Source organism: Nonomuraea solani (assembly GCF_900108335.1).
GTDB lineage: Bacteria > Actinomycetota > Actinomycetes > Streptosporangiales > Streptosporangiaceae > Nonomuraea > Nonomuraea solani.
Genome location: NZ_FNVT01000026.1, coordinates 55,581 through 82,450, shown reverse-complemented (window position 1 = coordinate 82,450; position 26,870 = coordinate 55,581). Strand labels below are relative to the sequence as shown.

General features: G+C 67.3%; 22 protein-coding genes and 1 pseudogene. 5 read left to right on the top strand and 18 right to left on the bottom strand.

The window, feature by feature from the left end; translation table 11 throughout:
* Positions 1–12: 12 nt before the first annotated feature.
* Positions 13–1,845 (top strand): S9 family peptidase, encoded by a 1,833-nt coding sequence (locus C4V41_RS51680; RefSeq protein ID WP_103963442.1) that lies wholly within the window; start codon positions 13–15, stop codon positions 1,843–1,845.
* Between the two features lie 952 nt (positions 1,846–2,797).
* On the opposite strand, the gene C4V41_RS51675 is transcribed toward C4V41_RS51680, so the two are convergent.
* From C4V41_RS51675 to C4V41_RS51640, 8 genes are all read right to left on the bottom strand, one after another.
* Entirely contained in the window at positions 2,798–3,952 is a 1,155-nt protein-coding gene (locus C4V41_RS51675) for a hypothetical protein (protein ID WP_103963441.1), read from the bottom strand.
* Positions 3,953–3,971: 19 nt separating this feature from the next.
* The gene (gene fxlM / locus C4V41_RS51670) at positions 3,972–6,017 is read right to left on the bottom strand and encodes a methyltransferase, FxLD system (protein ID WP_103963440.1); all 2,046 of its coding nucleotides are present in this window, start codon (positions 6,015–6,017) and stop codon (positions 3,972–3,974) included.
* A 50-nt stretch (positions 6,018–6,067) separates the two neighbouring features.
* Complete coding sequence (locus tag C4V41_RS51665) at positions 6,068–7,129, bottom strand: lanthionine synthetase LanC family protein (protein WP_103963439.1); 1,062 nt, start codon at positions 7,127–7,129, stop codon at positions 6,068–6,070.
* Positions 7,126–9,021: a lantibiotic dehydratase family protein gene (locus C4V41_RS51660; protein WP_235030915.1), complete on the bottom strand. Its 1,896-nt coding sequence runs from the start codon at positions 9,019–9,021 to the stop codon at positions 7,126–7,128. Before C4V41_RS51660 ends, C4V41_RS51665 begins: the two co-directional genes overlap by 4 nt.
* A 217-nt stretch (positions 9,022–9,238) precedes the next feature.
* A complete protein-coding gene (locus tag C4V41_RS64915) occupies positions 9,239–9,598 on the bottom strand; it encodes an FxLD family lanthipeptide (protein WP_235030914.1) in 360 nt (119 codons plus the stop codon).
* 70 nt (positions 9,599–9,668) lie between these two features.
* Positions 9,669–9,986, bottom strand: a complete 318-nt coding sequence (locus tag C4V41_RS51650) for a hypothetical protein (protein WP_103963437.1) — start codon at positions 9,984–9,986, stop codon at positions 9,669–9,671.
* A gap of 104 nt (positions 9,987–10,090) precedes the next feature.
* Positions 10,091–10,411, bottom strand: a complete 321-nt coding sequence (locus C4V41_RS51645; RefSeq protein WP_103963436.1) for a hypothetical protein — start codon at positions 10,409–10,411, stop codon at positions 10,091–10,093.
* 182 nt (positions 10,412–10,593) lie between these two features.
* The gene (locus C4V41_RS51640) at positions 10,594–11,385 is read right to left on the bottom strand and encodes a TauD/TfdA family dioxygenase (protein WP_160150688.1); all 792 of its coding nucleotides are present in this window, start codon (positions 11,383–11,385) and stop codon (positions 10,594–10,596) included.
* Positions 11,386–11,585: 200 nt separating this feature from the next.
* Between C4V41_RS51640 and C4V41_RS51635 the strand changes: the two genes are divergently transcribed.
* The 4 genes from C4V41_RS51635 to C4V41_RS51615 all read left to right on the top strand — a co-directional run bounded on the left by C4V41_RS51635 (position 11,586) and on the right by C4V41_RS51615 (position 15,187).
* Positions 11,586–11,966: an NUDIX hydrolase gene (locus C4V41_RS51635; protein ID WP_235030913.1), complete on the top strand. Its 381-nt coding sequence runs from the start codon at positions 11,586–11,588 to the stop codon at positions 11,964–11,966.
* A gap of 182 nt (positions 11,967–12,148) precedes the next feature.
* Positions 12,149–13,213, top strand: a complete 1,065-nt coding sequence (locus tag C4V41_RS51630; protein WP_200824841.1) for a helix-turn-helix domain-containing protein — start codon at positions 12,149–12,151, stop codon at positions 13,211–13,213.
* A 546-nt stretch (positions 13,214–13,759) separates the two neighbouring features.
* Positions 13,760–14,224, top strand: coding sequence for an NUDIX hydrolase (locus C4V41_RS51620; protein ID WP_160150687.1), 465 nt, complete (start codon positions 13,760–13,762; stop codon positions 14,222–14,224).
* Between the two features lie 483 nt (positions 14,225–14,707).
* The gene (locus C4V41_RS51615) at positions 14,708–15,187 is read left to right on the top strand and encodes a hypothetical protein (RefSeq protein ID WP_103963431.1); all 480 of its coding nucleotides are present in this window, start codon (positions 14,708–14,710) and stop codon (positions 15,185–15,187) included.
* A 146-nt stretch (positions 15,188–15,333) separates the two neighbouring features.
* Here C4V41_RS51615 and C4V41_RS51610 read toward each other — a convergent pair whose 3' ends face one another.
* The 10 genes and pseudogenes from C4V41_RS51610 to fxlM (C4V41_RS51570) form a co-directional block, all read right to left on the bottom strand.
* Complete coding sequence (locus tag C4V41_RS51610; RefSeq protein WP_103963430.1) at positions 15,334–15,885, bottom strand: MFS transporter; 552 nt, start codon at positions 15,883–15,885, stop codon at positions 15,334–15,336.
* A gap of 64 nt (positions 15,886–15,949) precedes the next feature.
* A complete protein-coding gene (locus C4V41_RS51605) occupies positions 15,950–16,588 on the bottom strand; it encodes an MFS transporter (protein ID WP_103963429.1) in 639 nt (212 codons plus the stop codon).
* A gap of 142 nt (positions 16,589–16,730) precedes the next feature.
* Complete coding sequence (locus tag C4V41_RS51600) at positions 16,731–18,632, bottom strand: TniQ family protein (protein WP_103963428.1); 1,902 nt, start codon at positions 18,630–18,632, stop codon at positions 16,731–16,733.
* 6 nt (positions 18,633–18,638) lie between these two features.
* Positions 18,639–19,886: an AAA family ATPase gene (locus C4V41_RS51595; RefSeq protein WP_235030912.1), complete on the bottom strand. Its 1,248-nt coding sequence runs from the start codon at positions 19,884–19,886 to the stop codon at positions 18,639–18,641.
* The gene (locus tag C4V41_RS51590) at positions 19,886–22,150 is read right to left on the bottom strand and encodes a transposase (protein ID WP_103963427.1); all 2,265 of its coding nucleotides are present in this window, start codon (positions 22,148–22,150) and stop codon (positions 19,886–19,888) included. Before C4V41_RS51590 ends, C4V41_RS51595 begins: the two co-directional genes overlap by 1 nt.
* Positions 22,150–22,980, bottom strand: coding sequence for a TnsA-like heteromeric transposase endonuclease subunit (locus C4V41_RS51585; protein ID WP_200824840.1), 831 nt, complete (start codon positions 22,978–22,980; stop codon positions 22,150–22,152). Before C4V41_RS51585 ends, C4V41_RS51590 begins: the two co-directional genes overlap by 1 nt.
* 158 nt (positions 22,981–23,138) lie before the next feature.
* Positions 23,139–23,816 (bottom strand): aminoglycoside phosphotransferase family protein, encoded by a 678-nt coding sequence (locus C4V41_RS51580; protein WP_235030911.1) that lies wholly within the window; start codon positions 23,814–23,816, stop codon positions 23,139–23,141.
* A 434-nt stretch (positions 23,817–24,250) separates the two neighbouring features.
* Entirely contained in the window at positions 24,251–25,000 is a 750-nt protein-coding gene (locus tag C4V41_RS63605) for a phosphotransferase family protein (protein WP_200824839.1), read from the bottom strand.
* Between the two features lie 267 nt (positions 25,001–25,267).
* Entirely contained in the window at positions 25,268–25,405 is a 138-nt protein-coding gene (locus C4V41_RS62465; RefSeq protein ID WP_160150686.1) for a hypothetical protein, read from the bottom strand.
* Positions 25,406–25,420: 15 nt separating this feature from the next.
* A pseudogene (gene fxlM / locus C4V41_RS51570) lies at positions 25,421–26,440 on the bottom strand (methyltransferase, FxLD system).
* Between the last annotated feature and the right edge of the window lie 430 nt (positions 26,441–26,870).

The following is a 26,870-nucleotide window of genomic DNA, read 5'->3' as shown; positions in this document are numbered from 1 at the left end:
AAGGGTCTTGTCATGCCCGGATACCTGGACTTTGTTCCCCAGCAACGATTCCAGCCCACCCTCGCGTTGTCCCCGGACGGCGAGCTGGTCGCCTATTCCAGCCACGTCTCCGGTCACTACGACCTATGGGTGGTTCCCGTCGCCGGTGGCCAGCCGCGTCGCGTGGCCGGCTTCGACGACCGGACCGTCCGCCAGATCGCCTGGACACCCTGCGGCGAGCGGCTGGTCTTCACCGCCGACGAGAACGGAGACGAGCAGTTCCGCCTCTACCTCGTCGCGCTGGATGGCAGCGGCCTGACCGAGGTCAGCTCCGGTCCGGACTGTCAGCGTGTCCTGGCCACCTCGCCGTTCGACCCGACCGGCCGCTTGCTGGCCTACACCGCCAACGACCGCGACCCCGCAGCTCAGGACCTCATCGTCCACGACCTGCAGACCGGCGGACTGCGCCGCTTCACGCCCCCTGAAGGGGTCGCGTTCGAGGCCGTCAGCCTCTCCCCCGACGGCCGCCGGCTGCTGGCGACCGGGTTCCGTTCCAACACCGACATCGCTATCTACCTCACCGACCTGAGCGACCCGGACGCCAAGCCGGTCTGCCTGACATCCGCCCTGGGCGAGGGCGTCTTCGAGCCCGGAGTCTGGGCGGCAGACGCCAGCGGCTTCCACCTGCTCACCGACCATTGGAGCGAGTTCACCGCCGCCGCCTTCTACGACCTCGCAGCCCGTTCTCTGCAGGCCATCGCACGCCCGAGCTGGGACGTCGAGGTCCTCGACGCCGCCGCAGGAGTCCGCATCTGGTCCGTCAACGAAGGCGGCAGCTCACGCCTGCACGCCGACCGCGACGACAGCCCCCTCCCGCTGCCCGCCATCCCGCCCGGCGTCATCACCGCGCTGTCCCTGGCGCCTGACGCCTCCTTCGCGATCATCCTGATCAACTCCGCGGCCAGGCCGGCGGAAATAGCGGTCGTGGACCTGGCCCGCCACGAGTTCCGCTACCTCACCGACACCCGCCCCCCGGCCCTGCACGTCATCGACCCCATCGCCCCCGAGCTGATCACCTACCCGGCTCGCGGCGGACGCGACGTCCACGCCCTGCTCTACCGCCCCGACGGCCCCGGCCCGCACCCGGTCCTGCTGTCCATCCACGGCGGCCCGGAATCCCAAGAACGCCCCATCTACGCCCGCTCCGGCCTCTACCAGCACCTTCTCCACCAGGGCATCGCCATCCTGGCCCCCAACTTCGCCGGATCCACCGGTTACGGCACCGCCCACCAAAAGCTCATCTACCGCGACTGGGGCGGCATCGACCTCGACGACCTGGACCACGCCGTCAAACACCTCTACGTCCTCGACTGGACCGACCCCAGCCGCCTCGCCGTCATGGGAGCCTCCTACGGCGGCTTCGCCGCCCTGTCCTGCCTGGCCCGCCTCCCCTACCCCTGGGCCGCGGGCGTCTCCATATGCGGCCCGAGTAACCTCCTCACCCTGGCCAAGGCATCACCCCCCACCTGGAAGACCTTCGTCGCCACCGTCCTCGGCGACCCCGACACCCGCGCCGAACACCTCCTGCAGCGCAGCCCCGTCACCCACGCCGACAACATCACCACCCCCCTGTTCGTTCTCCAGGGAGCCCACGACCCACGCGTTCCCCAGGCCGAATCCGACCAGATCGTCGCCCGGCTACGCGAACGCGGCGTCCAGGTCCGCTACGACATCTATCCCGACGAGGGCCACGGCTTCACCAACCGCGCCAACGAACTGACCGCCTACGAAGCCATCAGCGCCTTCCTCCACACCCACCTGATCGCCACCACCGCCGACCACCCCGAACCGCTCCATGTGAGCTGAAAGTTCCACATAGAACCTGCCTCGACCTCGACAGGCTCAGCATCTGGTCATCCAGTGGACCACTGGAATACCAATGCCATGAATCACCAAGGCATGATCAAACCCGCGATTCAGCCGCAGAGCCGCAGCTACGCTACGCATCGTAATGATCAAGAGCATCCGGGGAGCAGAGAATGCCCGACAAGGGTGAACGACCGCGTGGACAAGCACGCGCCAGGACTCTGCTGCAGGCGGGCGGAGCCGCCGCCGTAGCCACCGCGATGGTCGCGATAGCCCTGAGTGGCGCTGAGACAGACAGTTCCAGCGGTCAACAGGGTTCGTCACCTCAAACCATGGACGCTCCGCACGGCGTCACCGGCAACCATGCCGATACCTCTTCTCCGCCGGGGCGTAAGTCGACCATCTCATCCACCTCGGTGACACCAGTGTTGCTGGCTTTCCCTCTCGAAAAGGCCGCCGAACGAGGCGACGACAGGAGCGGCACCAAGAGCGTCGCCGCAGCCAGCTACCGTGCACAGGTGAATGAGCCGCATGGTCGCCAGGAATTCCTCCGCCCACGGCCACCGGCCGGTCCAGCAGCCGATCGTCGCTCTCCTCGGTCGAATCCTCGATCTAAGCGCGCACCGAGTGATCCGCGTCCGGCCTGGCCGGACGCTGCCGGACTCGGCGGGAACCCATCGCTGGTCGACATGAAGTGCGACGAGTTGTTCCCCGCTCACAGGAGTGAGTTCCGGATTCGCAACATTGCCTGTCATAGGCTCTTCCGCTGACCCACTTCCAACCGCGGCTGGTGCTGCGGGCAACCAGAGCCGGTCAAAGAAGGTCGGCATCTTCTTCGGCTGCCCCCGGATCGCTGGCCTGTTGGGCCGGCTCACCGAAGCGGGCGAATAGCCATGCGACCCAGGGCCAGCGCGGCGTACCTTCTGTCGGGGCCGAGCCGTAGTAGCCGCCGTCAGGGCTGAAAGGGAGGTCCATCGCGTGTTCCTGGGCCCCGTGAGGGGCCATCCTGGCCGAGCAGCGCCCGCAGCCGGTCTTCGGCGTGACCCACAGCCGCAGCCAGAGCGTGCTCGTGGACCTGAGGCAGACGCCCGGCTCCGAACCCTGCAGCGGTGATCACCTCTTCGAGGTTCTGCTGCTGCTGATCAGACATGTGGGAGCGCATCCCCTGATGGCCGAGGACGTCGCGGGCGGCGTAGGCATCGGTGGAAGCCACCTCGACAAGCGCTACGCCCAGACGGGCGGCGCAGGACGGGGATTGGCCAGCGGTCAGGTCGAGCGCGGTCAGACCGAGTCGGGCCCGGAAGGCCGCCATCGTCGGTTCGTGTTGGGTGATCAAAGGCAGCGCCTTCTGGACGACATGGTCCGGTTCCTGCGGTGGGGTGGTGGTGCCGGGCGGACGGCAGGCGATGCGCAACAGCGCCGCAACGGTGTGCTCCCATTCTTCCGCAGGGACGGTGGCGTCGATCATGGCGGCGGCCTCGTCGGGAAGTCCCTGTTCCATCAGCGCCATGATCTTGAGTTGGCGTCCGTCGAGTAGCCGTTCGCCGATGCCGCGGTGGGCGGCCATGGCGTCGGCGGCCTCGCCCCAGCGGCCTTGATGGGCCAGAGCTCGGGCCCCGTCGATGAGCAGCGCGATCCACAACTCCGTGCAGAGGGCGCGGTGGCCGTCGCGGTTGTGGATCAGAGGCGTCAGGTCGACGGCGTGGCCGTGGATCACGGTGGCGCCGCGCTGCTGGGCGGCGCGGTAGAGCTGGTCGAGCACCTCGTAGGCGGCTTTGCCGTCGCCTTCGCGGATCAGCAACCGGGCAATGTTGATCAGCGGCATCAACGACATGACCGCGATCTCCTGCTCAAGGCGGCCGCTCTCGGCGAAGATCTTGTGCTGCCTCCAGCACAGATCTGCGGCCAGGTCGGGCAGTCCGGCGTCGGAGGCGATGAGCGCGGAGATGTTGAGGACCCCGCAGGCGCGGGCTACCAGGTCGTGGTGGTCGGCGCCTGCGGGTTCGATGGTCAGCGCGCTGAGATCGGCGATGCGCGCCGCCAACGGTTTGCCGGGCGGTTTGGTACGGCAGACCAGCGGGATGCGGGCGGCGATCGCAGGGTTCATCACGACGCTGGTGTCCCTTCTACGGCCAGTCGACGATGAGCCGGCTCGCGGGCTTGTCGATGATGAAGCGCGGATCGGCCGCCTTGAGCTGGTCACGGCTGTCGCCGGTGGCCATGCGGAAGCCGGGGGCGGGAGCGTGGTTGCCGTAGTCGCGCTCCCATTCCTCGATCGCGGTGGCGACCTGCTCGGCCAGGACGGCGGCGCGTGGACCGTGACCGATGACGCCGATCGCCCAAAAACGTCCCTCGGTGTCCTGTCCTTCGCGGATGGTCAGGTAGGCCAGGGTGTCGCCGTCGAGCGCGGCCATCGAACCCCACGCGAAGTGCGGGGTGAACCCGGCCCGCCGGCCGGGCATCCGAGACAGCCCGTTCGGCAAGACGCACGCCAGCCACAGATACACCCACTGCCACGGGTCTCCTTGCCGGAACTTCACCCCGGTATAGGCCGGGTGGGCGGGGGTGTCCAGGATCGCCGGCATCGCCTCGCGGTCGACCTGCTGCTCGCTGAAGGTCTCCAGGTGGACATCGCCGTCCCCGGCTATCTGGACGCGCGTGTAGATGTCGTCGCAGATGCCCTTGCGCAGCGGCACGAAGGTCGCCATCTCGCAGGAGACCGTCTTCCAGGTGTCGCCGTCGCGTTCGAAGGCGAAGCTGCGGGAGATGCTGCCGCGGAGGCGCATCGGGATGACCAGACGGCCGCCGGGGGCGAGCTGGTCGAGCACCGTGGTGGAGATGTCGCCGGCGCCCACCGTGAACTGGATGCGGTCGAAGGGGGCGTGCTCCGGCAGCCCGGCCGCGCCGTCACCGAGCACGGCGGTCACGTTGCCAGCCCCGGCCGCTGCCAGGTGGGTGCGGGCGGTGTCGACGAGATCCTGGTCGACGTCGATCGTCCACACCCGGCCGGTCGGGGCGACCAGGTGGCCGAGGAGCGCGGCGTTGTAGCCGGTCGCTGCCCCGGCCTCCAGAATTTTGTGGCCGGGGCGGGCGCCTACCTGCTCCAGTTGGGTGGCGACGATGGACGGCGCGGAGATACAGGAGATCATCTCGCCGCCGGTGTCGTGCTTGATCGGCACCGCGTCGTCGACGTAGGCCGCCTCGACGTCGGCCTCAGGGATGAACGTGTGGCGCTCGACCGTACGGAAGGCGTCGATGATCTCTGGGGTGCGCAGGTGGCCGGAGTCGATGTACGTGGCCACCATGGCCTCGCGCAGCTTGGTGGGGTCGACGGGGGTGCTGATGGCGGTCTCCATCCTGGTAGAGGTAGGGGCTACTGGTGAGGTCCGGCTGGTAGACACGGCCGCCGGTTCGATATCTCCGAAGGCGGCCTGCCAGCCGAGCCACGCCGCCGCGGCCTGCTCGGCCACGGGCGTGTTGTTCCGGTTGAACGCAAAGATCGCGTGGTGGGCGAGGACGGCACGCAGACCGCGCTTCAGCTGCCCCTCCTTCGCCAGGCGGGCAAGGCGGCGGCCGGCTTCCTCGAACGCGGCGACGCGCTCGACCCAGCCCGGTTCGGGGTCGGGCCGCTGGGCGGCGTCAGCGTTCATGAGGCGCCACATCGTGGTGATCGCCGCCGCCCGGCGGGCCTCGGCGGGCGGGTCGATCGGCGGGCGCAAGTCGCCGATCTTCGCCCACACGTCGCCGACCTCGAACGGATCAAGCCCGGCGGCCCGGTACATCGCCGACAGCAGCAGGATGCACCGCTCTCTGCCGTCGGGGCTGCCGGTCCCGGCCAACGCGGCCGGGCTGTCGGCGCAGAACACCGCGTGGGCGATGACCATGCCCTGCGGACCGCCGAACGCGTCGGTCTCAGCCTCGTAGATGCCGCTGACCCAGCCGGCCGCTACCTTGTCAGCGACGAGCTGGTCGAGCAGGGCGTCCACGGAACGGTCAGTGCGCAGCCGCAGCCCTCCCTCCTTGCGCAAGAAGTGGAAACGCCGTCCGGTCAGCGCGGCCGACAGCGTGGCCGCCGCCTCGGGGCTCACCCCGGCATCGCCGGGAAAGCGGATCGTGACCTGCCACCACTCAGGCTCAGCCGGCGGGGCGAGATTGTCCTCGTAGCTGTCCATGTCGTCGTTGTTGCTCCTGCTCGGTCGGGTGCGGCGTGTACGGCGGTTATTCAGTGGATGAGCAAGGCGCTGGTCCAGCGGGTGGTGTTGGAGCCGTCCAACGCCAGTTGCGCCCCGGCGCGCCCTTCCAGAAATCCCGGCTTGGGCAGCTCGTTGATTTCTGCGGCCAGTCGTTGGCGGGCGTGCTGGATGCACGTCGTGAACCGGTCGGGGGTGGCGCTGTCGGCGGCGAGGGCGGTGGTGACGGTCAGGATTCCGGCCCAGCCGTGGCAGAGGGAGGCATCACTCACCTGTTCGAGACGTTCTGTGTCGGCAAGAGCGGCCAGGGCGATGCCCTCGGCCTTCTGCCCACGAGCAGGATCGCGCTGCGCGAGCGCGGCCAGCTGCAGGGCACGAGCGATCCCCAGGTCCCCGTAGCACCAGGACGGCCGCAGCGGCGGCACCCGCAAGGGCTGGTCAGTGAGCTGGTCGACAGTGATCCAGTAGGAGCTGCCGAACTGCTCCAGCCAGGTTGCGAACGTGGTGATGGCGCTGTTCTGACCGTCGACGCGGATGCCGCGACGAGCGGCCATGGACAGCAGTGTCAACGGTCCGGCGATGCCGTGCGCGACGCCGTTGTTGCCATGGCCACCGACGATGTCTACCTCGTGGGTGGGGCTGTCCGGCGACCACCATCCAGGCAGCATCCGACCCTCGGTTTCGACCGGGCACGCCAACGACACCAGGTGGATCAGGATGTCTTCGAGCAGCGGTGAGGGACCGGGGCGGGTAAGCAGGAGCGCGCCCAGCCCGGTCAGCCCGCGGATGAGGTCGAATTCCGCGAGCGTTGGCAAGTGCCGGGCCAGCCGTCGCCGGCGGGCGGTGGCCAGGCGGGTGGCCACGACCCGGTCGACCCCTGCCTGTACCTTGGAGTCGATGCGCCCGGCACGGCCGAGAACGAACTCCAGGGCCGGAGCTCCGTGATACAGGCTGGCGTTGGACCCGATACTGACACCACCGGCGACCGCCTCCTGCAATAGGGGCCGCGCGGCGGCCAGGTCGGCGCGCTCGATGTGCAGCAGCGCCGCTCCGAGCGCGTCCTCGGCCAAGGCCTGCGTCGCCAGTGCGGTCATCGCCTCGACTCCAGTGAGACGACGATGCTGTGCGCCCGCCCGCCGATCCACCCATCGGCATCCGGCGGCGGCGTCTCGAACAACACCGCGACCGGCGCGGCGCCCAGGTGCGCGCGCAGCAGGTCAACGTCCATCTCCCGGGTGAGGTCCAGCGGCAGATGCTGGTCATCGACGGCCAGCAGCACCCGCTCGGGCACCCCGGCACGGCCGCGCCAGGCATGCAGGCGCTCGGCCCACTCCTCCAGGCGCGCCGTACGGCCGGGCAGCGTCCGGGCGCGCAGCTGCCAGCGGGCGGCGACCAGGACGGTACGCCGGTAGTGCAGGGCCGGGGTGAACGGCAACGTCCACGCGGCTCCCCAATCGAACCACGTCACCTGCGCGGTGGCGGCGCGGCTGATCTCGGCCAGGAACCGGACCAGCGGCGGCGTGTAGTTGTTCCAGAGAAAGTTGATCGCCGTGGGTGCCAGCAGCTCAAGGCGTTCCCCGGTCGCGGCCACCGCCAGATAGAGGTGACCGTCCCGGGCGCCGACGACCAGGTCCCGCGGGTGCAGCACGTCCTGTTGGCCGCTGTCTCGGTACTCGCCGACGCTGACCAGCTTCGCCAAGATCCGTGGGGCCCGGGTGAGCAGGTCGGCCTCGGCCCGGGTGGGATGGAACGACAACTGCGCCGGCACCGCGCCGGGCGCGACGGTCGGCAGAGCGGCATACCCAGCGGCCAGGTCCGGCAACAGATGCCAGAACCGTCCGGACATGGCGCCGGCCGCACGAGAGACGGTATGGACCCGAAGCCGGAAGTCGCCCGCGTCCAGAGCGGCGATCGAGCGGGCCTGAACCTGGGCGCACACCTCGAAGTGCGGCGCGGGCGCCAGGGTGGTGAACGGCTCAGCCGCAGCGGCCTCCAGATCCTCAACCAGGGCCTCGGACAAGATCACCGCCCGGCTGCCTTCGACGGCGGCCGTCCCGGCGAGCTCCAGCAGCAGCCGGTCCCGGCGCGACATCGCTCTCGGCGGCTCCGACAACAGGCCGAACCCGTCCGGCAATCCCAATCCGCTGCCCGGGTCGGTGAGCTGCTCCACCGGCACCTCGACCCCCTCGCCGTAGCGGTCGGCGAACCGTTCGGCGTAGCGCCGCCAGGCCGGCGTACCGGCGGGATGAGTCGCGAGCCGAGCCAGCACGGTTGCCGCGGTCTCCATCTCGACCGCGACCGTTTCGGGCAGCCGCACCTCGGCGTCCAACCGCACGTCCACCGCCGTACGGTGGCAGGCGGCCAGGAGCGCGGGCGGCACGACGGCGGCCGGGTCGGTGACGGTGGCCGGGGCACGCAGTCCAGAGCGCAGCAGTCGCGTACACAGCAGTTCAGCGACCAGCTCGGCCCGGCGGCTGGGCTCGACGTGCGGGAACTCGGCCGCGAGCTTCCCCAACAGGGCCGCATGCGTAATAGGAGAGCTGGCCGCCTGCAGCACCAGCTCCACCGCCGCCGTCGAGGCCAAGGAGAACTCATCCGCACCCTCGGCCGGAACATAGACACGGCCATCGCGCACGCGGGCAAGATTGTTGACACACACCTCGACGTCGGCCATCCGCTCCCCGCCGATCTCCCACGCGGTGATCGCCAAGTCCAAGGCTGCGGGCTCGGGCCGGGCAACGGCCTCGTGCGCATCCCCGACGCGCGCAAGCGGCCTGTCGCCGAACTCGACCAGAGCGACACCGGCGAACAGGCCGAACGGTGTGGAGCGGTGCGCATAACGCAAGGCGTATCGGGCGACGGCGAGCGCAGCGCGCCGGGCCCGGCGGGGGTTGGTCACCTGCCCGTCGAGCACGGCCCGGACCTGGCGAGCCAGGTCCGGGCTCGCGTTGATGAGCGCCTGACGGAACGGCTCATCCGCCCACACCGGGGACAGCCACGACCGCCATCGCCCAATCGAGCAGCCAGGTTCCGGCCAATCCGGAAGGGCAGGAGGAGCCAAATGCACCGTGGCGCGCAACATCCCGGCACCAGTACGCCGATACCGCCTGATCCGCGTCCGCGTCATCGTCTTCGCTCCGTCGTCGCTCAGCATTCAGGGCGGAAGGCCCGGGTCCGGCCGAAAGGGACCCGGGCCGGTGCGGTTATGACGTGGTGCAGGCGCTCGGGCAGGAGCTCCCGCATGTGTCACCGGTGCCGCATCTCAGCGACGTGTTGGCCGCCGGAGTGTTCTCCGCGAGCTTGATGTCGAGGTTGAACGGGTCGAACTCTGTTTCCGCGCCGGCGACCTCATTCGCCTGATCGGTGGCCTGCTCGATGGTTGAAGTAGTCATTGGCTTCTGCTCCTGTCCTGCGTTGACGTTTGTGAAGGGAAGAGGATTCAGGTTGTCGGCGGTGCCTCCGTCCGAAAGCGCCGCCGTTGCTGCGCGGCGCAGCCGTCCGCCGCAGCCGTTACCCACCGCGCATAAGGGCTGTCGCGTGCGCGGGAGTTGTCGATGTTTCACGGACGACTCCCCTCTTCTTGGCCGTGGTGAGCAACTGGTCGATGGCGGATGCCGGCGGGCTGACTCGCGGTTAGCCGCGCCGTCCCTTTGCGAGGAAGGTGTCGGGCTCCGGTGTTTCTCCGCGGCGTACGTGCTCAGCGTTGTGCGCCTCGGCGAGAGCGATGTAAACGTCGAGGGCTCGGCGGTAACGGCCGCGCCCGGTCTCCTGGTAGCCGTCTGCTGTGGAACGCAGCACGAAGAAGCTCCCGCCCTCGCAGCCCCACTCATACCGGCCGCAGCAGGAGGTGTGCGACACCCGGAGCGTGCCACCGGACGGCCTGTGCGGCGCCCACTCGAACACGGCCTCCTGCTCGTGGCCCATCGTCTGCGGTTCTTGCGCCCTGGCCATCGTCTGCTTCTTCCACGTGGTGTGCGTTCTGGTCAGCCGCGCTCGGACGCCAGGAGCTGCTGCGCAACCTGCCAGGAGACGTCGTCTTCTCTCGCGCGTCGTGGTCATCGGTCGGCGTCTTCGTCGGGAAACACAGGCGATAGGCCGGGCACATCGACGGCCGAGGAAGGCCTGGCCGCAAGACGTGGAAGGGAATCTCCCAACCAGTCCGGTGGTGCAACCCGGCTCATGAGCTCCCACAACTCATCTGGCGTGGCCGCCTTCAGGACAATGCCGTGATCGCATTCGCCCATATAGATGGCCACGAAGCGACGCCAGTAGAGCGAATACATCAACAGGAACAGCCCACGAGCGCGTTGCTGGAGGTCGGTGACATGCTTCTCGGCCACCGCATCAGCGGTGGCGTCGGCCTGGCCCAAAGGCAAGACCCCGTCCCGCGGAAGCGTGGACCGCTGATGGCACCGTCCGGGGTTCTCCGGGGTGGGGCCGTCATCGGTGCCTGAGGTGCAGCGGCGAGCAGACGGTGAGCGTCCGCATGCCCGCCACACGGCGGATACCGCTCGCAGAAGGCACTGCGTACTTTGCCAGCGGGCGGCCACGGAGATCGTCATGGACGATCCCACGCGTCAGTAGACGCTCCCACCACGGCAAGGGAGCCTGGCACGAATCCAGAAGGCAGCACCCAGGCACTCACAGGATCCCCAAGAACGCGGTACATCAGACGAGATCCTCGAAACTCGCGGCGCCCATGCAACATTCGCCAGTTGTCCAGCACATAGCCCTGCCCCGGCCGCAGCGGAAGGTCCCGCTCGTACCTGCTGATCACGGCGCGTAGCACCGGAACGGCCTCATCAACGGGCTCGGTGAAATGCTCCAAACCGTCAAGCCGGAGTCGCACCGTCACGCGGCCATCCACGGTCGGCTCAAACACCGACCCCCAATACCCAGGGTCGCCAAATCGGACCGTTCCAGGCCTTCTCAACCGCTGCAAGAAACCAGGCGCACGAGCGGCCAGGTCGGCATAGACGGCGGCCCCGTCCACGACACACGACTCGCCCCCGGACTCGGCAGGTTGGATGCACACCAGCATCACCAGCCGGGGCGGCCGGGCCAGCGCGGAAGCGTCCGTGTGAGGATGAAGCTCTCTGGTTCCGAATCCGGCATAGCCGAGACGATCCGCCACGGAACCCCGATCGGCGATCATCGTGACACCGTCCGCCCCAGCATCCCGGTGCTCCCAGGTGGTCAGCAGCCGCGAGGCAAGATCGACCACCGAGCGCCGGTCGTGAACCCCGTCGAAGGTGACCAGGCCATCGCGCGCCAACATCGCGGCGGCCCGCTCCAGCCCATCGCTGCTCGCCAGGCTCACGTAGTGGCTGGTGAAATCCTCATGGTCCACCGTCATCACCTCTGATAGCTGCCGGGGCGGGAATTCTCGGCTCCCAGCGTCCGGTAGACCGTGCGCATTGAACAAGTGACAGATTGTCAACTCCCGGAACCCCGGTCAGCAGCGGTTGACCGTGTTAGGTTCCAGGCACAGCCATCCACGCAGAGAGGCCGCTGCCGATGAACTACCGCCCCCACACCTTTCCTGTGTCGGTGAAGGGCGTGATCGTCCGCGATGGCAAGGTGCTGCTGCTGCGCAACGAACGCGATGAATGGGAACTGCCTGGCGGCAAACTCGAGCTCGGCGAAGACCCGCCGGCCCGGCTTGAGCGCGAGATCAGCGAGGAAGCCGGCTGGGATGCGCAGATCGGGCCGATCCTAGACTCCTGGCAGTACCACATCCGCGACGGCGTCGACGTGCTGATCGTGACGTACGGCGCCACCGTGACCACCGACAAGCCGCCGGTGCTCAGCCACGAGCACAAACAGGTGGGTCTGTTCGCCGAACACGAGGTGGAGAACCTGCGGATGCCGCAAGGCTACAAGCGCTCGATCGCCGAGTGGTTCTCCAGGCTGCGTGACCCAGTGAGGTAGAGCACATGCAGTGTGCCGCGTGCGCGACAACCGTCGACGACGGATGGAGCGCCTCCCAGCTCTGCCCCGCCTGTCACGTCATCAGCGGCGCCCCACTGCCCAGCCGCGCCTCCGCCGGCTCACCGATCTGGCTGTGGACATCTCCATCCGCGAGCCCAGCCCTGGCCTCCGGCAACCTGGCAGTGATCATCAAGGCGTACCGGCGCACCGCCCAGGTCACCCAGTCCACCCTCGCCGCAGCGCTGGGCTACGACACGACCTACATTTCGATGCTCGAGAACGGGCGGCGAGCCATCACGGACGTGGCCACCCTTCGACGGGTGGCCCACTACATGGGACTGCCCCCACACGTTCTCGGCGTTACCGACCCCGCAGACGCCGATTTCATCTCCATGATCAAGTTCGGCGAATCCACCATCCGCCTGTCCTCCATCGCCCGGGAGTCAGGGCACAGTACCGAGGCCATCAACGAACTGTGGCCCCTCGTCTGGCGGCTCGAAGCACGGCTCCTCGAAGGGCACGCCGACCATGCCGCCGCGCGACTCCTCGGACAAGCCCGCGCCATGCTGGGTGTCGCACTCGGCGACGTTCTTCCCGAGGAAAACCTCGCCTCCGCCGCTCGCTGGACCGGCCGCGCCCTCCTCATCGCCCACCGCCTCGACGACGTCGCCCTTCTGACCCGCGCTCTACGCGTCCACGGCAACGAACTACGCAAGATCGGAAAGAAGCCAGCAGCCGCTGCTCGCCTCCAACGAGCCTGCGACATCGCTCCACCTTCCGAACGCGGCGCAGTTCTCATCCCCCTGGCTCGTACGCTCGCCGAACTCGGCAACATCGAGTACTTCGACACCACGATCATCGACCTGCAACGCTTCGTGGACACCCACCACGGCACACCCCTGGTCAACCCCTTCGTTCTACGAGAAGTCCACCTCCGGGGCCTGCTCGCCACCGGCCGCCTCCAGGAAGCAACACGTCTCGCAGAAGCGGACACACCAGACGCGACCGGTGTCGCGCCACAATGGCGAACCATCGAACGCGTCACCGTCGCCGAAGTCTTCCGCGCCACGGGTGACAAAGCCGCAGCCTCCCACGCGCTCCTGCAGTCAATCGCGACCGCGGAGAGCACACGGCTTCCTCATCAGATCCAACGCGCCATGCGAGCCTCACGAGGAGTCTTGCCAGAAGTCGAAGAGGCTGGCGCAGCCGCTCTTCAACGCCTGTACCTCACATTGCCGGCGGCTTGAGCCACACCGGCCTCCCCCAATCTGGGCTGGGGGCATCGTCATCGTCGTCTCTCCGTCCTGCCAGCGGCCGCTTTACGACGGATAGCGGCACCTTCGATAGCACATCCGCGAGACGCTGGCATGCCAGGGACCGGCGCTCAGGTGTCAGCGATCACGTTATTGAGCCAGAAGAGCATGATCGATTTCACCGATTTGAGCCGGATCGGGGAGCCTCAATCGCCTAATTGAGCCAGGTCACGACGTGTGTGTGTCGTCTGGACTTGGTCAATCCTGTCCATGATCCTTTTGGTAGTCCATCAAGGACAACATCGGGGCGGCCCTGGAGGAAGCCGGGTGCGGCTTCGCCGATGTTGTACGCGTGCGCTACCTGCTGCCCGACCGCGACGACTTCGACCGTGCTGGCCGGTGCTTCGCGAGCGCTTCGGCGAGGTACGGCCCGCCACCACGATGCTCATATGCGGCCTCGCCGACCCGCGCATGAAGATCAAGATCGAGGTGTACGCCAGGAGACGCTCCGCCGCCTGAGGTTCGGGGAGAATGCCTCCCATGCGCGAGCCGTACAACGTGGTGGTCTACGTCTTCAGAACCGTGGCAGGCGGGCCTGAGTACGCGGTCTTCCAGCGGTCCGACGACGGCCACTGGCAGGGCGTGAGCGGTGGGGGCGAGGCGGGCGAGGATCCGCCGGCCACGGCCCGCCGCGAGAGCGCGGAGGAGGCCGGTCTGCCGGAGACGGCGCCGCTGTATGAGCTGGACATGATCAGCGGCGTGGAGAAGGAGTGCTTCGCCGCCGCCGCGAGCTGGCCCGAGGGCCTGTACATCGTGACGAAGCACTATTTCGCCATAGATGTCACAAGCCAGGAAGACGAGATCGTGCTGTCGGGGGAACACCGCGCAGTGGGGTGGCTGGCGTACGAGGCGGCCCGCGAGATCCTGCGTTACGACGACGACAGGACCGCCCTGTGGGAGCTCGATCAGCGCCTGCGCCGGGATCACCTGCCGAAGGCGTTGTGAGGCGTGCGGTCGGATCGTCCTGCGTCGGTGCGTACAGGTCGGCGACCGGCGCGTCCACCAACAAACGCCCTGGCCAGACGCCTGCGGCCAACCGGGCCAAGAGCCGCTCCTGAGTCGCTCACCAGCGCTTCCCAGATGGACGGTCCCCCCGCCTCCACCTCAGCATTCACCCCGAACCGCCACGTTCGACACGCCAAATCCGCCCGACGATCGCCCTGCGATGGCACAGCTCAGGACAGGGCCGGGGGCGATCGGCGCCGCACGACCTCCTTCGTCGGCCGCACGGCAACGGTTTGCCTTCTCACCCCTTCCGATCAAGCCGAGGCAACCGAAGCCCCAAGCGCAGTGCCGAACCATGAGGAATGCCGTCACAACGGCCGGTATTGGGCGTCGGCTCCGAACGGGCCGGTGACTTCAGGTGGCTCAATTCCCTGATCGTTGCCCGGCTCAATTAGACGATCGCTGACACTCAGGAAGGACTTGATGATGCGTATCGGCGTGACCGGCCACATGAACCTGACCCCGGCGGCGGAGCTTCTCGTCGCCGACGCGCTCCGCGCGCACCTTGCCTCGTTCACTGGCGAACTGGTGGGCGTGTCCTGCATCGCTCGCGGCGCGGACAGCCTGTTCGCTGACGCGGTACTCGCAGCCGGCGGATCGCTGGAGGTGGTGCTGCCGTCACGGGACTACCGGCAGGCCAAGGTGAAGCCGGATCATGCCGAACAGTTCGACCGGCTCATGGCGGCGGCGAAGACCGTCCGCCTTATGGACTGCGACCACGCCGACAGGCAGGCGTACGAGGCTGCGAACGAGGCAGTCCTTTCGTCGGTCGATGAGCTGGTGGCTGTCTGGGACGGGCAGCCCGGTACCGGCTCGGGCGGGACGGCCGAGGTCGTGGCGGAGGCCAGGGAACGCGGTCTCTCCGTGACCGTCATCTGGCCAGAAGGCGCCGCGAGAGGGTAGTCCCACCAGGTCGTCGGCTGGCATGACGGTAAGCCCGGACACAGGCATGCGCGCCAACCGTAACTGTCCATCAGCGGGAACGTAGCCAAGTACGGGCGTCGGTGGGCGATGAGTCCCACCTCGGCGAACATGACCTGTCTCGTTCTTTAAGTGTCGGTCGTCGCTCGCGGAAGGTCGCTGGTGTTCAGCCGCCGCACCTCCCATGCGCATCCGACGGTGGCGACACCGGCCAGCACGAGGGCACCGGATCCCGCCAGCACGGCCCGCACGCCGACGGCGTCGGCGAGGGGGCCTGTCACCACGTACGCGGCCGGTACCAGGAGGCTGCCCAGGGTGGCGTTCGCTGCCAGGATGCGGCTGAGCTGGTCCTCAGGGATGGCCTCTTGCAGGAACGAGGTCCAGACGATCAAGTGGAGCGTGCCGGCGCCGCCGGTCAGCGCTCCCGCCACGGCCAAAGCGTGCAGCGGGACGCCTGCCGCCATGCCGGTAAGCAGCAACGCTTCGGGAATCGCTGCCAGGCACAGCACCAGGCCGACGCGAGCGGGCGGGAAGAGCAGGGCGGTGATCGACCCGGCGGCCAGGCCGATGCCGATGGCGGAGTTCAGCAGCCCGAAGCTGACGGCTCCGTCGAGGTAGCGGGTGGCATAGATGGGGCCGAGCACGCCCATGCCGGCCGCCCAGCAGGCCGAGGTCAGCATGCTCAGACCGGTGAGCAGCCACAGCCAGCGGCGCCCGGCAAAGGCCGTCCAGCCTTCGACCAGGTCAGCCAGGAAACCGCCGCCGCTCCTGCCGGGCAGCTGGTGGCAGGCGTAGCGTGGCGAACACCGCGGCCGAGACCAGGAAGGTGAGCGCGTCCCAGGCGAGGATGACGCCGGGGCTGCTCTCGGCGATCACCAAACCGGCCAGCCCCGGCCCGACGATCGCGACCGCGTTGAAGCAGATCTGCAGCAGCGCATTGGCCTGTACCAGCATCGGCCCCGCAGGGACGAGCTGAACGACCAGCCCCTTGGCGGCCGGTTGAAAGAACGCGCCCGCCGCACCGGCGAGCACCGCCAGTCCGGCCAGCGCCCACACCGTCGCCGTCCCGGACAGCACCAGCACGGCCGCGCCGAGCTGTGCCACGCCGCAGACGAGCTGGCAGGTCACGATGATGGCCAGCCGCGGCAGCCGGTCGGCCAGCACGCCGGCGGCCGGAGTGACCGCGAGGAAGATGAGCAGCCCGCTCATCAGCACGAACCCGAGCGCCGTGGCTCCGCCACCGAGATCGACGACGGCGAACGCGAGCCCGAGCGGCGCGACGGTGGTGCCGATGGTGGAGGAGATCCGGGCGAGGGCGTACCGGCGGTAGCGGCGGTTGCTCCGCAGCAACTCGACAGCGGCGGCCAGACGGCGATGCGTCATACAGCGATACCTCCCTTACCGTCCTCTGTGCCTGTGATTCGTAGTTGGCGGCTGTGAACGATAGATGGCGGACGTCAGTTGGGTCAGCCTGCGCAATGCCACCATGATCTGCTCCGGTGGCGGGCCGATTGTGTTGGGCAACTCAGGAAGGTGAGAGCGGTCCTGTGCCGTTGTCGCATTGTGCCGCGAGGTTGGCGGCGTACTGGTTCAAGCGGCGACGGAGGACGAACGATCCTGCCCTCTGGCGGCTGGGAGTCAGGAGTTGGGCGACCGTGTCGCCGACTCTGCGGGCCTCCGGACCATCGATTTGGCGCAGGGTTTTCAGGGGCGGACACTGCAGATGTTCAGCTTGAGTGACTTCCGACCACACAAGTGCGGTGCCGATCAAGGGGTTTTGTGTAGCCATTCGGGCCATCTTGGGGATGCCGGTGCATAGTCGTATCCAGTCGGCCTGGGGCATCTCCCAGGTAGCCATGGCGCGACGCCGGTCGGTGTAGTTGATGCGTTCGGGATCATTGTCGAGGATGCAGGCGATCTGTTCGACGGCGGTTTCGAACTCCTGCCACATCCCGTCGTCGGGGATCTGGTTTCGCAGGACCGCCTGTGTTCGCGATGCGCTTCCCTGGAGCATGCCCAGGGCGTCGGCGCTTTGGACATAGTGGGTGCCTGAGGCCATTTCGACTAACTTGAGTGAGGCCGCCCTGCGCAGGTGGCGTATGGTCCAGTTATTGGTGTTGATCATGCGCTCAGGGAAGCCGGCGAAGTGGGCATCAAACCAGTCCTGGGGTAGCAGCGGAGGGATCTCTTCGACGCTGAACAGACAGTCGCGCGAGGGGACGAGCAGGCGAGCTTGTTCGTCGCCGCGATGGAAGACGCGGGCGCGGCGGACCATCGCGCGGGCCAGCGCTGGGGAGAAGTCTGCGTCACGAATTGCGTGGTAGGTGCGTTGGGGCACGCGGTCGTAGGCTGCCTGAATCAGCGGTTGAATTCGTTCGCGCAGCGAGGCAGGGTCGCGGTCGCCGAGGATGTTCTCCGCTGTCAGCAGGAGCGCTCCGCATTGAGCGGTGTGGTCGGGCGACGCCCAGAGGTCCGAAATTCGGAGGTAACCACCACGGGCCTGCGGGTATTGGCGCTCCAGAATGGCCGTGATCGGCTCGATGTGCTCGTTGAGGAGTGCGGCCATCGCGTCTGAGGGTGCGAATGGCGATGCGGCAGGCCAGCCAACCTTGATCAACTGACTGACGATGATCAGGTCGGAAAAGTAGAACTCCTGGACGATATCCTCGGCGTCGGCGTGCCGGTGCTGGTCGAGAGCTTGATCCAGGCGGTCTTCGAGAGCGAGAAGGCGCGCCAGATCCTCGGGGGGCAGCGCATCTGCTGAGCGCGGCGTGGCATCGAGGCGTGCACCGCAGGCTGCGTGATAGCGGGATGCCGTCCCCGCTGGTTGGCCGCTAATCGGCGCGTTGCGGCACTGCAGCGGGTGAAGCTCAGCTCTGCCGGGCCGGCGGATGAGGCTGCCGCGGCCGCGGATGGACCCGCCCAGCGGGTTGCGGCAGGCCGGGCATGCACTTTCCAGTAACCGCTGATGCAGGGTGCAAGCGAACACGATGGGCAGATGCCATCTGAGCTTCCAGGGTCCGCCGAGGCTGGTCTGGATCGGGCTTCCATCACCGGCGAGGCATTGAGGGCAGTAGCGGCTGGAGTCGTTGAAGGCCCAGGCGTCACGTTGTGCGGCGCGGTTCCGTGTCGTGTGGGCTTGAATCTTCTTCAGCGCCGGGTAAGCGGCAGCGTAGCTGCTGAGGGTGAGGGTGTGTGCTTCGGCGATGGACAGACGTGTCGCGGAGGCGAAGGTCGCGGGGTTGGGCAGGGCGAGAAGGTGATCGGTGGCGACACGTCTGGCGTCGCTGCTCAAACCGGATAGCTCAGCGACCCGGATCGGGGACAACCCCAGTCGATGCGAGAGCCGGAGCAGAAATCCAGGCAGCGATTCATCAGGGAGCGGGGCCAGGCTTCTGGCGAGGGGTTGCCCGGGTGAGGCTGTCACGGTCGTTCAGCTCGCGGTTTCGCATGCGCCACGGTCGTCGTAGACGGTGTTGCGGGGTTTGGTGGCCTTGCGTGCCGGTGCGGCAGCAGGTTCTGGGATGTGGGGCATCTCGCCGGACTCGGGGTCGAGATCGGGTAGGTCAGCAGGGCTGAGGGCGAGTTCGTCCAGCAATCCGATGGTGAGTCGCTCGCGTCCCGTTTCGATGGCGTAGCGGCATCCGGATTGGATGAGTTTCCTCAGCAGTCCGACCACGCCGCCGGTGCGGCGGTAGAGGTATTCGGGCATATCGCCTTCGCTGAGCATGCCGTCTTCGGCTTTCAGGAGCCGTAGTTGCTGCTCGATGCCGACCAGGTGGGCGGTCCAGGCGGCGATGGCAGATTTGGTGTCGTAGGTGAACGCACCGAGTTCCAGGAGGTCGAAACGCAGATCGGTTTGGCCTGGAGCGTCAGCGTTGGGGCTCCTGCCACGGTCCTTGACCGGCGGGAATAACCATTGGCCGGTGCGGGGGTCACGGCGGCCGTCGCGCAGCAGCCCGGAGGAGGGGATGCCGACACCGACAAGGATCAAGGTGACAGGCAGGCTCATCAGCTCCCGGATCAGGTCCAGGACGTCCTGGTCGGCCTCGCGATGAAGCTTGAGACGAGTGATGTCGTCCAGGACCAATGCCTTGGTGGCATGATCGTAAATGGCGGTCTTGACGGTGCGGATCAGGTCTTCCTGCCGCATCCCTTTGTAGTCCTCGCCGTAGAAGTCCAAGATCCGCTGGCAGGTGGAGATCGGAGTCGCCTTGACCGGAGTGCGAATGTAAGCGACCGGGGCGTGCAGGTCACGGGTGCCGGGCATGGCGCCGGGGATCTGGTCGTAGAGGCTCAGCCATGCCTCCTCGAACGCGGCCAGGACTTCGCAGATCGTTTCGGTCTTGCCTTGGCAACCGCCGCCGTTGAGCATCGCGCCAGGACGGGTGTCGGGGCCGTGGTTGAGGGCGTTGTCCTCGATCAGGGCGCGCAGTTTCCATGCGACGTGAGCGCTCATCGGGGTTTCCTGGATCGCCAGGTTGGAGTGGGTGGCGACCCGGTGCAGGTTGTGGACCCGCTGCTGCCGGCTACTCATGTCCTCAAAGGCCTTGAGGGTGATTCTTGGGGCGGGGACGAAGTCGTGACGGGTGCGCCGGAATCGGTCCCAGCCCGACCAGATCGTCCGATCAGGGACCGGGCCAGGCAGGAACATCGCGGGCTTCGCCTGAGCGCTGGCCACTACTCGTCCTCCTCGGGAAGCAGCAGCAGGCTGGTGCGACGCAGCCGGTCTGCCAGCCGCTCCGGCGGTGAGGGCCGCTCAGCGACGACCTGCTCGCGGCGGCGCCGCCGTTCGGCGTCGATCGCGTCGCCGACCTGAACCGCCTGGTCGGGCCAGCGCAATGGGACGACCCTGCCCTCCGTATCTTCTCCGCGCCGATCGCCCGCCGCTTCGGGCTCCGCCCCAGGCCGCTGGGCGGGAGTGAGACTCAACCGGTCGCTGGCTGCCTGATCGCCTTGGGCGACCTCGCGAGCTCGTTCCTTCTTTCCCTTCTTGCCGAGTTGAGTCGGCCACTGTTCGACCGGGACCAGCCCGCCCAGCAGCCTCAGCAGGACCGGCAACAGTTCCTCATCGGAGTGCGGCGATAGCCCGCAAGCGCGGGCCTCGCGCAGCAACTCTTCGGCGGTCTTGTCGGAGAAGGCGGGAACCTCGTCCTCGGGCGGGAGTCCGTTCCAGCGCAGAGCATGCCAGACGGATGGGTCGGCAGGGTCCTGGAAGAACGCCGTCCTCCGGTCGCGTCGGTCGGACCGGATCACCCATTTGCCCTTGTGCCGGCCACCGCGATCCGACAACTTGCCCCGGTAGGGGTCCAATGCGTGATGGGACTTGCCGTACCACAGTCCGCCGATCTTCACCCCGCGGCGGCCGTGGATCTTCACGTAGTGAGCCGGAAGAAGCTGGTAATACAACTCCGGCTTAGGGATCTGCAACGCGAACCCACCCTGGTTCATCGCGGCGGCGAACAGGGTATTGGGGCTGTGCTGTTCCCCTGGCCCCCAGGCCGGAGCGTGCTCACCCAGGGCCCTGTTCTGCCACACGCTGATGAGCCAGGTGGCGATCAGATGCTCCATCCGCGCCATGGTCACCACGGCGTCGCCTTCGGGGTCGGCGCCCCGGTCGGCGACATCCACGCCGGTGTAGCCGGGTAACTGCTCAAACAGCAGGCTCCTCAACGCCCCGAAAGCCCTCTCGCAGGCGGCCTTGTCCTGAGGGCGCAGCGTGCGGGCCGGTAGGATGTTGCAACCCAACACCCGCTGAGCGTCCACCAAGGCGTGATTCTTGTAGACGGCACCATGATCGGTGGTCACTGTCTCCGGAGCGAAGAACGGCAACCCGGCCACCTTGTGTCCAGCAAAGGAAGCGACGACCTCAGCCGGGACACCGGGGTAGGGCCATTCCATCTCCGGGCCCCAGCTTTCCCGCATCGGCAGCGGCAGCATCACATCGCGTAGCAGCATCGCCACGTCCACCGAGGTATCCGACACCAGCGTCAGCCGGAAACCGACTACCGAGTGCGTGAACAGATCCAGCGCAAGAGTCAAATGCGTCGATACCGGGTCACCGAACACCCCGTCGCGCACCTTCACCGGCAACACGGTGGTGTCCAACGCGACGACCTGACCGGGCCGGTGCACCACCACATGAACCGGCGAGCCGTCGCCCACGGCGGCCGAACGAACATAACGCTGCCGGGTCCCGCCAGGGCCGAACCACTCCAGCCAGACCGCCCGCAACGTCCAGTAACTGGGGACGGGGACCTGCGGTCCGAACTTCTCAGCGACGTACTGATGAATCTGGACGCACCGGGCCCGCATGCTCATCCTCGATCGGTGCAGGCTTTCGGCCCGAACCGCGAAGATCGCCTCTCTAATTTCCTCCGTAATGCTCGGGTGGCCGCCACCTGCCCGCAACCACCGTCCATCAACGCAACCGGCCGGGCCGCTCTTGCGCCAGGCCGCGGCCATCCGCTCGAGCGTCCTCTCGCTTACTTTCCCCAGCCCCAACAACGCAGCCTCTTCGTCACCGAGCTCCCGCAACTCGGCGACCTTGGCGCGCCGACGCTGCGTCAACGTCGTGCTCTGCGGGTCGTAGGCGGGATGGGGTTCCCCAAGCCTTGGATGCAGCGGATCACCGTCACGGAACCCGGTTTCGGTCTCCAGCAGATGAGCGACCCGGAGCCAGACCACTTCCCTCTGATAGCTGGTCAAGTCATCCAAGCTGGGCGGCTGTCTGACCGGACCGTCCGCTACCTCGATCTCTGTCGGAACGCTCTGGCAGTCGCGGTGGTGCGACAGCCACCGGATGCTCCGCCACATCTGCTCCTCACCCGCATCCAGCAACACCCGGCCGTACTGGGCCTCCAGGGCCGCCACCCGCCACTCCACGCCGTCCAGGCGCAGCACCGACCCCGCCGCCAGCTCTAGCAACCCCGCCTGGCTCGACATCAACCGGACTCCGTTACCGACCACACCAGCGAGTGGTCCCCCAACGGGCGAGACAGATCGATGCCCAGCCTCCGATGCCAGAGCAGATGAAGAGCATGCGCGCGAGCGACCACCGGCAACGAAGTCGCCGCCACCATCTCCCCGAACGTGACCGAACCCCTGGATAAAGCCTCCAGCATCCAATCCTGCAGCCCTAGCTGATCCTCAAGAGGCCGGCGCTGCGCCGACAAGGCGTCCAGCACGCTCAGCACGTGCGACCGCCATCCGGTCACCACCGAATACCGCCACCCCACCGCCAGCGCCGCCTCACCCGACGCCGCGAAGCACGTCTCGTCTCGCTCTTTGATCAGAGGACCCGGGCGGACGTCGAACAACCACCGCGAACCGTCGTGGAAGACCGCCAGGAAGTCCGGAATGTGCTCGCTGAACCCCTCGGCGGTTTCGAACCGCAGACGGAACGGCTGCGGCAGGACCTCCACCACCGTCCCCGCAAAGTCCAGCGCCACCAGCAGCGACCGCTCCTCCAACGACTCGAACCCGTGCAACCGGCCCGTCGACACCAAAAATTCCAATCCAGGCCGGTGCCGCTGCCGAGGCCGCCAAGAAAACCGGCGGACCGGCTCGCACTGCGCCACCGGAACCGCTCCCAGATCCCGGACTGCGCACGCCACCTCACCACCCGAAGTCCGCCAAGTGCCCGTCCACCTCCGGGCCCAATCGGCCCGCAACGCCAGACGGCCACGCTCCGCCTCGCCGACCTCGAAGGCCAGAAACAACTCATCCAGCCCGCAGCGATCTGATCGCACCAACCCTGAGTCGCGCAGAGTCACCGACAAAGCAGAGCATGTCGTGCAGAAATCGGCGGTACCTACGCCGTCGATGATTCCGAACCGAGATCAACGCCCGCTGTCGGCGTACCCGTAGACGTGCAGAGGTAGGTACGGCCATTCGTACACAGACGTTGTGTGCCCCATGAGATGCCCTCCCTTCAGGGTCTGAGCCTCTGGGCTATGTCCAACCAGATCGTGACGTCGGGGGCGGCGAAGTGGCGGATCGCCCAATCCACCATGCGCAAGCTCATGTGCGCCCAGCAGACCACAGCTACGGCGTCCGGGACGCTGACTTGCAGGTCAGGGGCTCGATGGGCTAGATCGAAGCGGAGCGTGAAGAGGTCGAAGTCTGCGTTGCCGCGGACGGCCCCGTCCCAGTCGATCACGCCGGTGACGATTCCGTTCTCGTCCACCAACACGTTTTCCGGGTGGAAGTCGGTGTGGACCAGGTCGTCGCCCTCAAGGGTGTCGGGGAACGCGTGGCCGATCTCCTCAATCTGATCGAGCAGATAACGGGTTCGGCTGTCATAGGAGCGCAGCGAACCGTGCAGGCAAAAGCCAGGTCCGTCCTCACGTAGATAGAGCCGGAGTGCAGGCAGGTCCGCACGCCCTGCGAGCACGCCGCGGCACCGCTGGTTGATCTCGATCATGCACTGGATGGTCTCCGCCGTAGGAACGCGTGCGATGGTGCCGGGGAGCAGTTCCTGGACGACGATCGGGGGGTGAACCAGTTCGTACTCAGGCGTTGGGATGCCGACGGCCCGGGCCAGGGACAACAGGTGGCTCACGTTGGGGCCGCGGGTCAGAACGGATCGATGGCCGTCGGGCCAGCGCACGTAGGCGGCACCTACTTGTCCGCCGGGGCAAGGCCCCTCGTAGATGAGAGGAACGGGCAACTCGCTCAGGGCTTGATGAATATCGAGCTTAGGGACGGGAGGCGGCGTCATTGGGTCCTCATGCGGTCGAATCGGCGTGCGTGATCAACATGACAAATCAATGATCAATTGCCAACTTCTGGCGGCGTCACCCTGTGTACGTCTGCGTGTACCTGACTCTGCTGCGACTCCCAGTTATAGATGGCGGCTGAGAGTTGGCTGGCCGCTGGACTTGTGGTGTTTCCCAGGGGTTGTTGGCGGGAATTCCCAGGTCTTCTTGGCGGCTGCGTACACGCCCTTCAGCCGACCCAACCTCGGCCCCACCGGCATCCGGCCGCTTCGTAACCCTGATCAGTCTGACCGCGACGAGGATGCCCCTGAGCGATAAGCCGTACCTAACTGAGCCGATCTAGAGCCCTCCCGACCGCTCGCATGAACGTACCGGGTGGGTTTCGCGGCCCTTCGTCCTTAAGCAGGAAGACCCACATCAACGCGAAGAGCCTGCGACACTCCAACAGCCTGCGCTCCTCAGCGGAGTCGAGCTCGAAACGTAGCTCGCTCTCCCCATGTACCCAGCACGACACGTGCTCGGCCATCTCCGCGATCTCGGTCGCCCGATCGCTGCGACCGGACTCCTCGAAATCGACGATCCTGACGCGCACGCCGTCCCACAGAAAGTTCGCCGTGTTGCCGTCACCGGCCCCGAACACCGGCCGCACCCCGTGCTCCCCCGGCTCCCACCTAGATAGCCACCGCACACCCTCCCTAACGGCCTGGTCTGCGAGCTCATTCTTCGGCTGCCACCGCCCGGCCCACGCGAGCAATTGATCCCTGATCCGCTCCACCGGCCACAATCGCTGCGGTACTTGGTCGAGTACCTGCCGAGGCACGGCGCTATGCAGCCGGTCCACCGCCTCCACCAGTTCTTTCTCCGGTACGGCAGGCAGCAGGAAGAGCGGCGTGCCCTCGATACGCGACATCACCACCAGATCGGTCCCGTACTCCACGGGTGAGGGCGTGAGCCCGGGTGCGTGCTCCGCCAGCAGCACCAGCGCCCGCCACTCCCGCTCGGCGCCGCCCGGCTTGCCATCGACGAAACGTTTGCGCACCAGGTCGCCGTTGATCTGCACATCGTGGGTTTGCATGAGTGGATATTGAACCGGACCGCCCCGGCCCTCACTACGCCAACCTCATGATCGAGCTCCGCAAGCTTGCCGCATCCCTAGCGAGACTGATCGACTGATCATGACCTCTACTACCCAGCCGCCAACAAAACCTGGGAACCGTCATCTATAACTGGAGGTCGCATCTGCACCGGGTGGTGTGCGCCGACACCCGCCATCTATCGTTCACAGCCGCCAACTACGAATCACAGGCACATCCTCCTCCTCACGCGTGCTGCCGGGCTGGGTTCAGGTCCAGGTCATGACGAGTTGCGTGTGGCGCTTGCGGAAGACCCGGCCGATCTTCGGCGCCGCCACGGCCGCGTCGATCGGGTACAGGGTGAAGTCCGGACCGGGATGAGCCCGCCACTCCCGATCCCAGGTCACGACCTCGGCGGCGAGCTAGCGAGCCAGGTCGTCGCCGAGGCGGCCGTGGCCGTAGGCACCGAGTTCGTAGCGGCGTTCCCCGCTCTCGCTGTCCTGGTGCTCCGGTCCCATGGTGAGGTAGGCGAAGCTGTCGGGCGTGATGAGGGCGGGGGTGAACCAGCGCATGGCGGGCTCGATACGGTCACTGCCGCGCTCCGGGTCGGCCCAGATCACGCCGAAGGTCTCGCGCTGGGCCGCGAGCCACAGGTGGAGGGTGTCGAACGGGTCGTCGTAGCCCACGGTGACGCCGGTCCAATATTCGGTCCGGTCGCCGTCCAAGGCCCTGCCGAGCGCTGCCGCGTCGAGCGCAGGGCCAGCATCCACCAGCAGATTCACCGTCCTGTCGACCAGCACGGCCAGGTTCTCCAGGTGGGCACCCGCACCTTGGATGGGGATGAACCCGCACACCGTGGGATTCAGGCCAGCGAAGTGGTCGCCGTCGCGGACGAAGGTGAAGGAGCGGGTGAGCCCACCGAAGCGCAGCGGGACGATCATCCGGCCTCCGGGAGCCAGCAGGTGGCCCCAGGGGCAATCCCAGGCGCCGATCGTGACGAGGATGACGTCGAACGGGCCAAGGTCGTCGGCGGCGTGCTCGGCGTCTCCGAGCACCACCTTCACATGCGGGTAGCCGGTCTCGGCGAGGAAGCGGGTGGCCCGCTCGGTGACGAACGAGTCGATGTCTACGCTGATCACCACACCCTCCGGGCCGACGAGCTCGGCGATGAGCGCCGCGTTGTAACCGCCGCTGCCTACCTCCAGCACCCGCGCGCCCGGCCGCAGCTGCGCGGCCTCGAGCATCTACGCCTGCAGCCACGGCGCGCTGATCGAGCTGGTCGCCTTTCCTTCCGCATTGCGCTTGGTGACGACCGTGTCACGAATGGAGTAGGCGGCGGAGACGACGGCCTCGGGGGCGAACTTCTCGCGCGGCACCGCAGCGAAGGCGGCGGCGACCTCGGGCGAGCGAAGCACGCCGCACGCTCTCAATTCGGCGACCATGTCGGCGCGCAGACGGTCAGGACACTCGACTGGTGACGCACTGTCCGCTGACACTCGCGCAATGCTATCGGAGGGCGGCCAGGTGTGCCGCCGCCTCGCCACCGATACCCCTGCCATCTGCAGCAGATTCCGCAGTGTCTCAGCCTTCGCTATGCGCCATATCCGTGTCCTGGTCAGGATGCCGACGGAGACATCGTTAGCCAGTCCCAAGTCAGGAACCCCATATTTGGACGCCCCTCCGCTGTACTCGGGGTTCGTGGCTGTGGGCTCGTTGTGTCGGCGACGTCTGCCATGATGCCGCTTGTGGGAGAGTGGAATGGAGACGCCGACCTGCAGCAGGAGGGCAGCCCGTTGGGGCCCGGAAGAAGGATCGCCCTGCAGGGGCATCTGCCCGTTGTAGGGCGAGTCGTGCGCTCAAGCCGATTGTCTA

Bases quoted from the DNA above. Each gene is read 5' to 3' on its own strand.
- C4V41_RS51615 (WP_103963431.1), top strand. From the start codon at position 14,708: ATGATGCGTATCGGCGTGACCGGCCACATGAACCTGACCCCGGCGGCG.
- C4V41_RS51610 (WP_103963430.1), bottom strand. From the start codon at position 15,885: ATGCTGACCTCGGCCTGCTGGGCGGCCGGCATGGGCGTGCTCGGCCCC.
- C4V41_RS51605 (WP_103963429.1), bottom strand. From the start codon at position 16,588: ATGACGCATCGCCGTCTGGCCGCCGCTGTCGAGTTGCTGCGGAGCAAC.
- fxlM (WP_103963440.1), bottom strand. From the start codon at position 6,017: ATGGACAGCTACGAGGACAATCTCGCCCCGCCGGCTGAGCCTGAGTGG.
- C4V41_RS51620 (WP_160150687.1), top strand. From the start codon at position 13,760: ATGCGCGAGCCGTACAACGTGGTGGTCTACGTCTTCAGAACCGTGGCA.
- C4V41_RS51650 (WP_103963437.1), bottom strand. From the start codon at position 9,986: ATGGCCAGGGCGCAAGAACCGCAGACGATGGGCCACGAGCAGGAGGCC.
- C4V41_RS51680 (WP_103963442.1), top strand. From the start codon at position 13: ATGCCCGGATACCTGGACTTTGTTCCCCAGCAACGATTCCAGCCCACC.
- C4V41_RS63605 (WP_200824839.1), bottom strand. From the start codon at position 25,000: ATGCAAACCCACGATGTGCAGATCAACGGCGACCTGGTGCGCAAACGT.
- C4V41_RS51665 (WP_103963439.1), bottom strand. From the start codon at position 7,129: ATGACCGCACTGGCGACGCAGGCCTTGGCCGAGGACGCGCTCGGAGCG.
- C4V41_RS51590 (WP_103963427.1), bottom strand. From the start codon at position 22,150: ATGTCGAGCCAGGCGGGGTTGCTAGAGCTGGCGGCGGGGTCGGTGCTG.
- C4V41_RS51675 (WP_103963441.1), bottom strand. From the start codon at position 3,952: ATGAACCCTGCGATCGCCGCCCGCATCCCGCTGGTCTGCCGTACCAAA.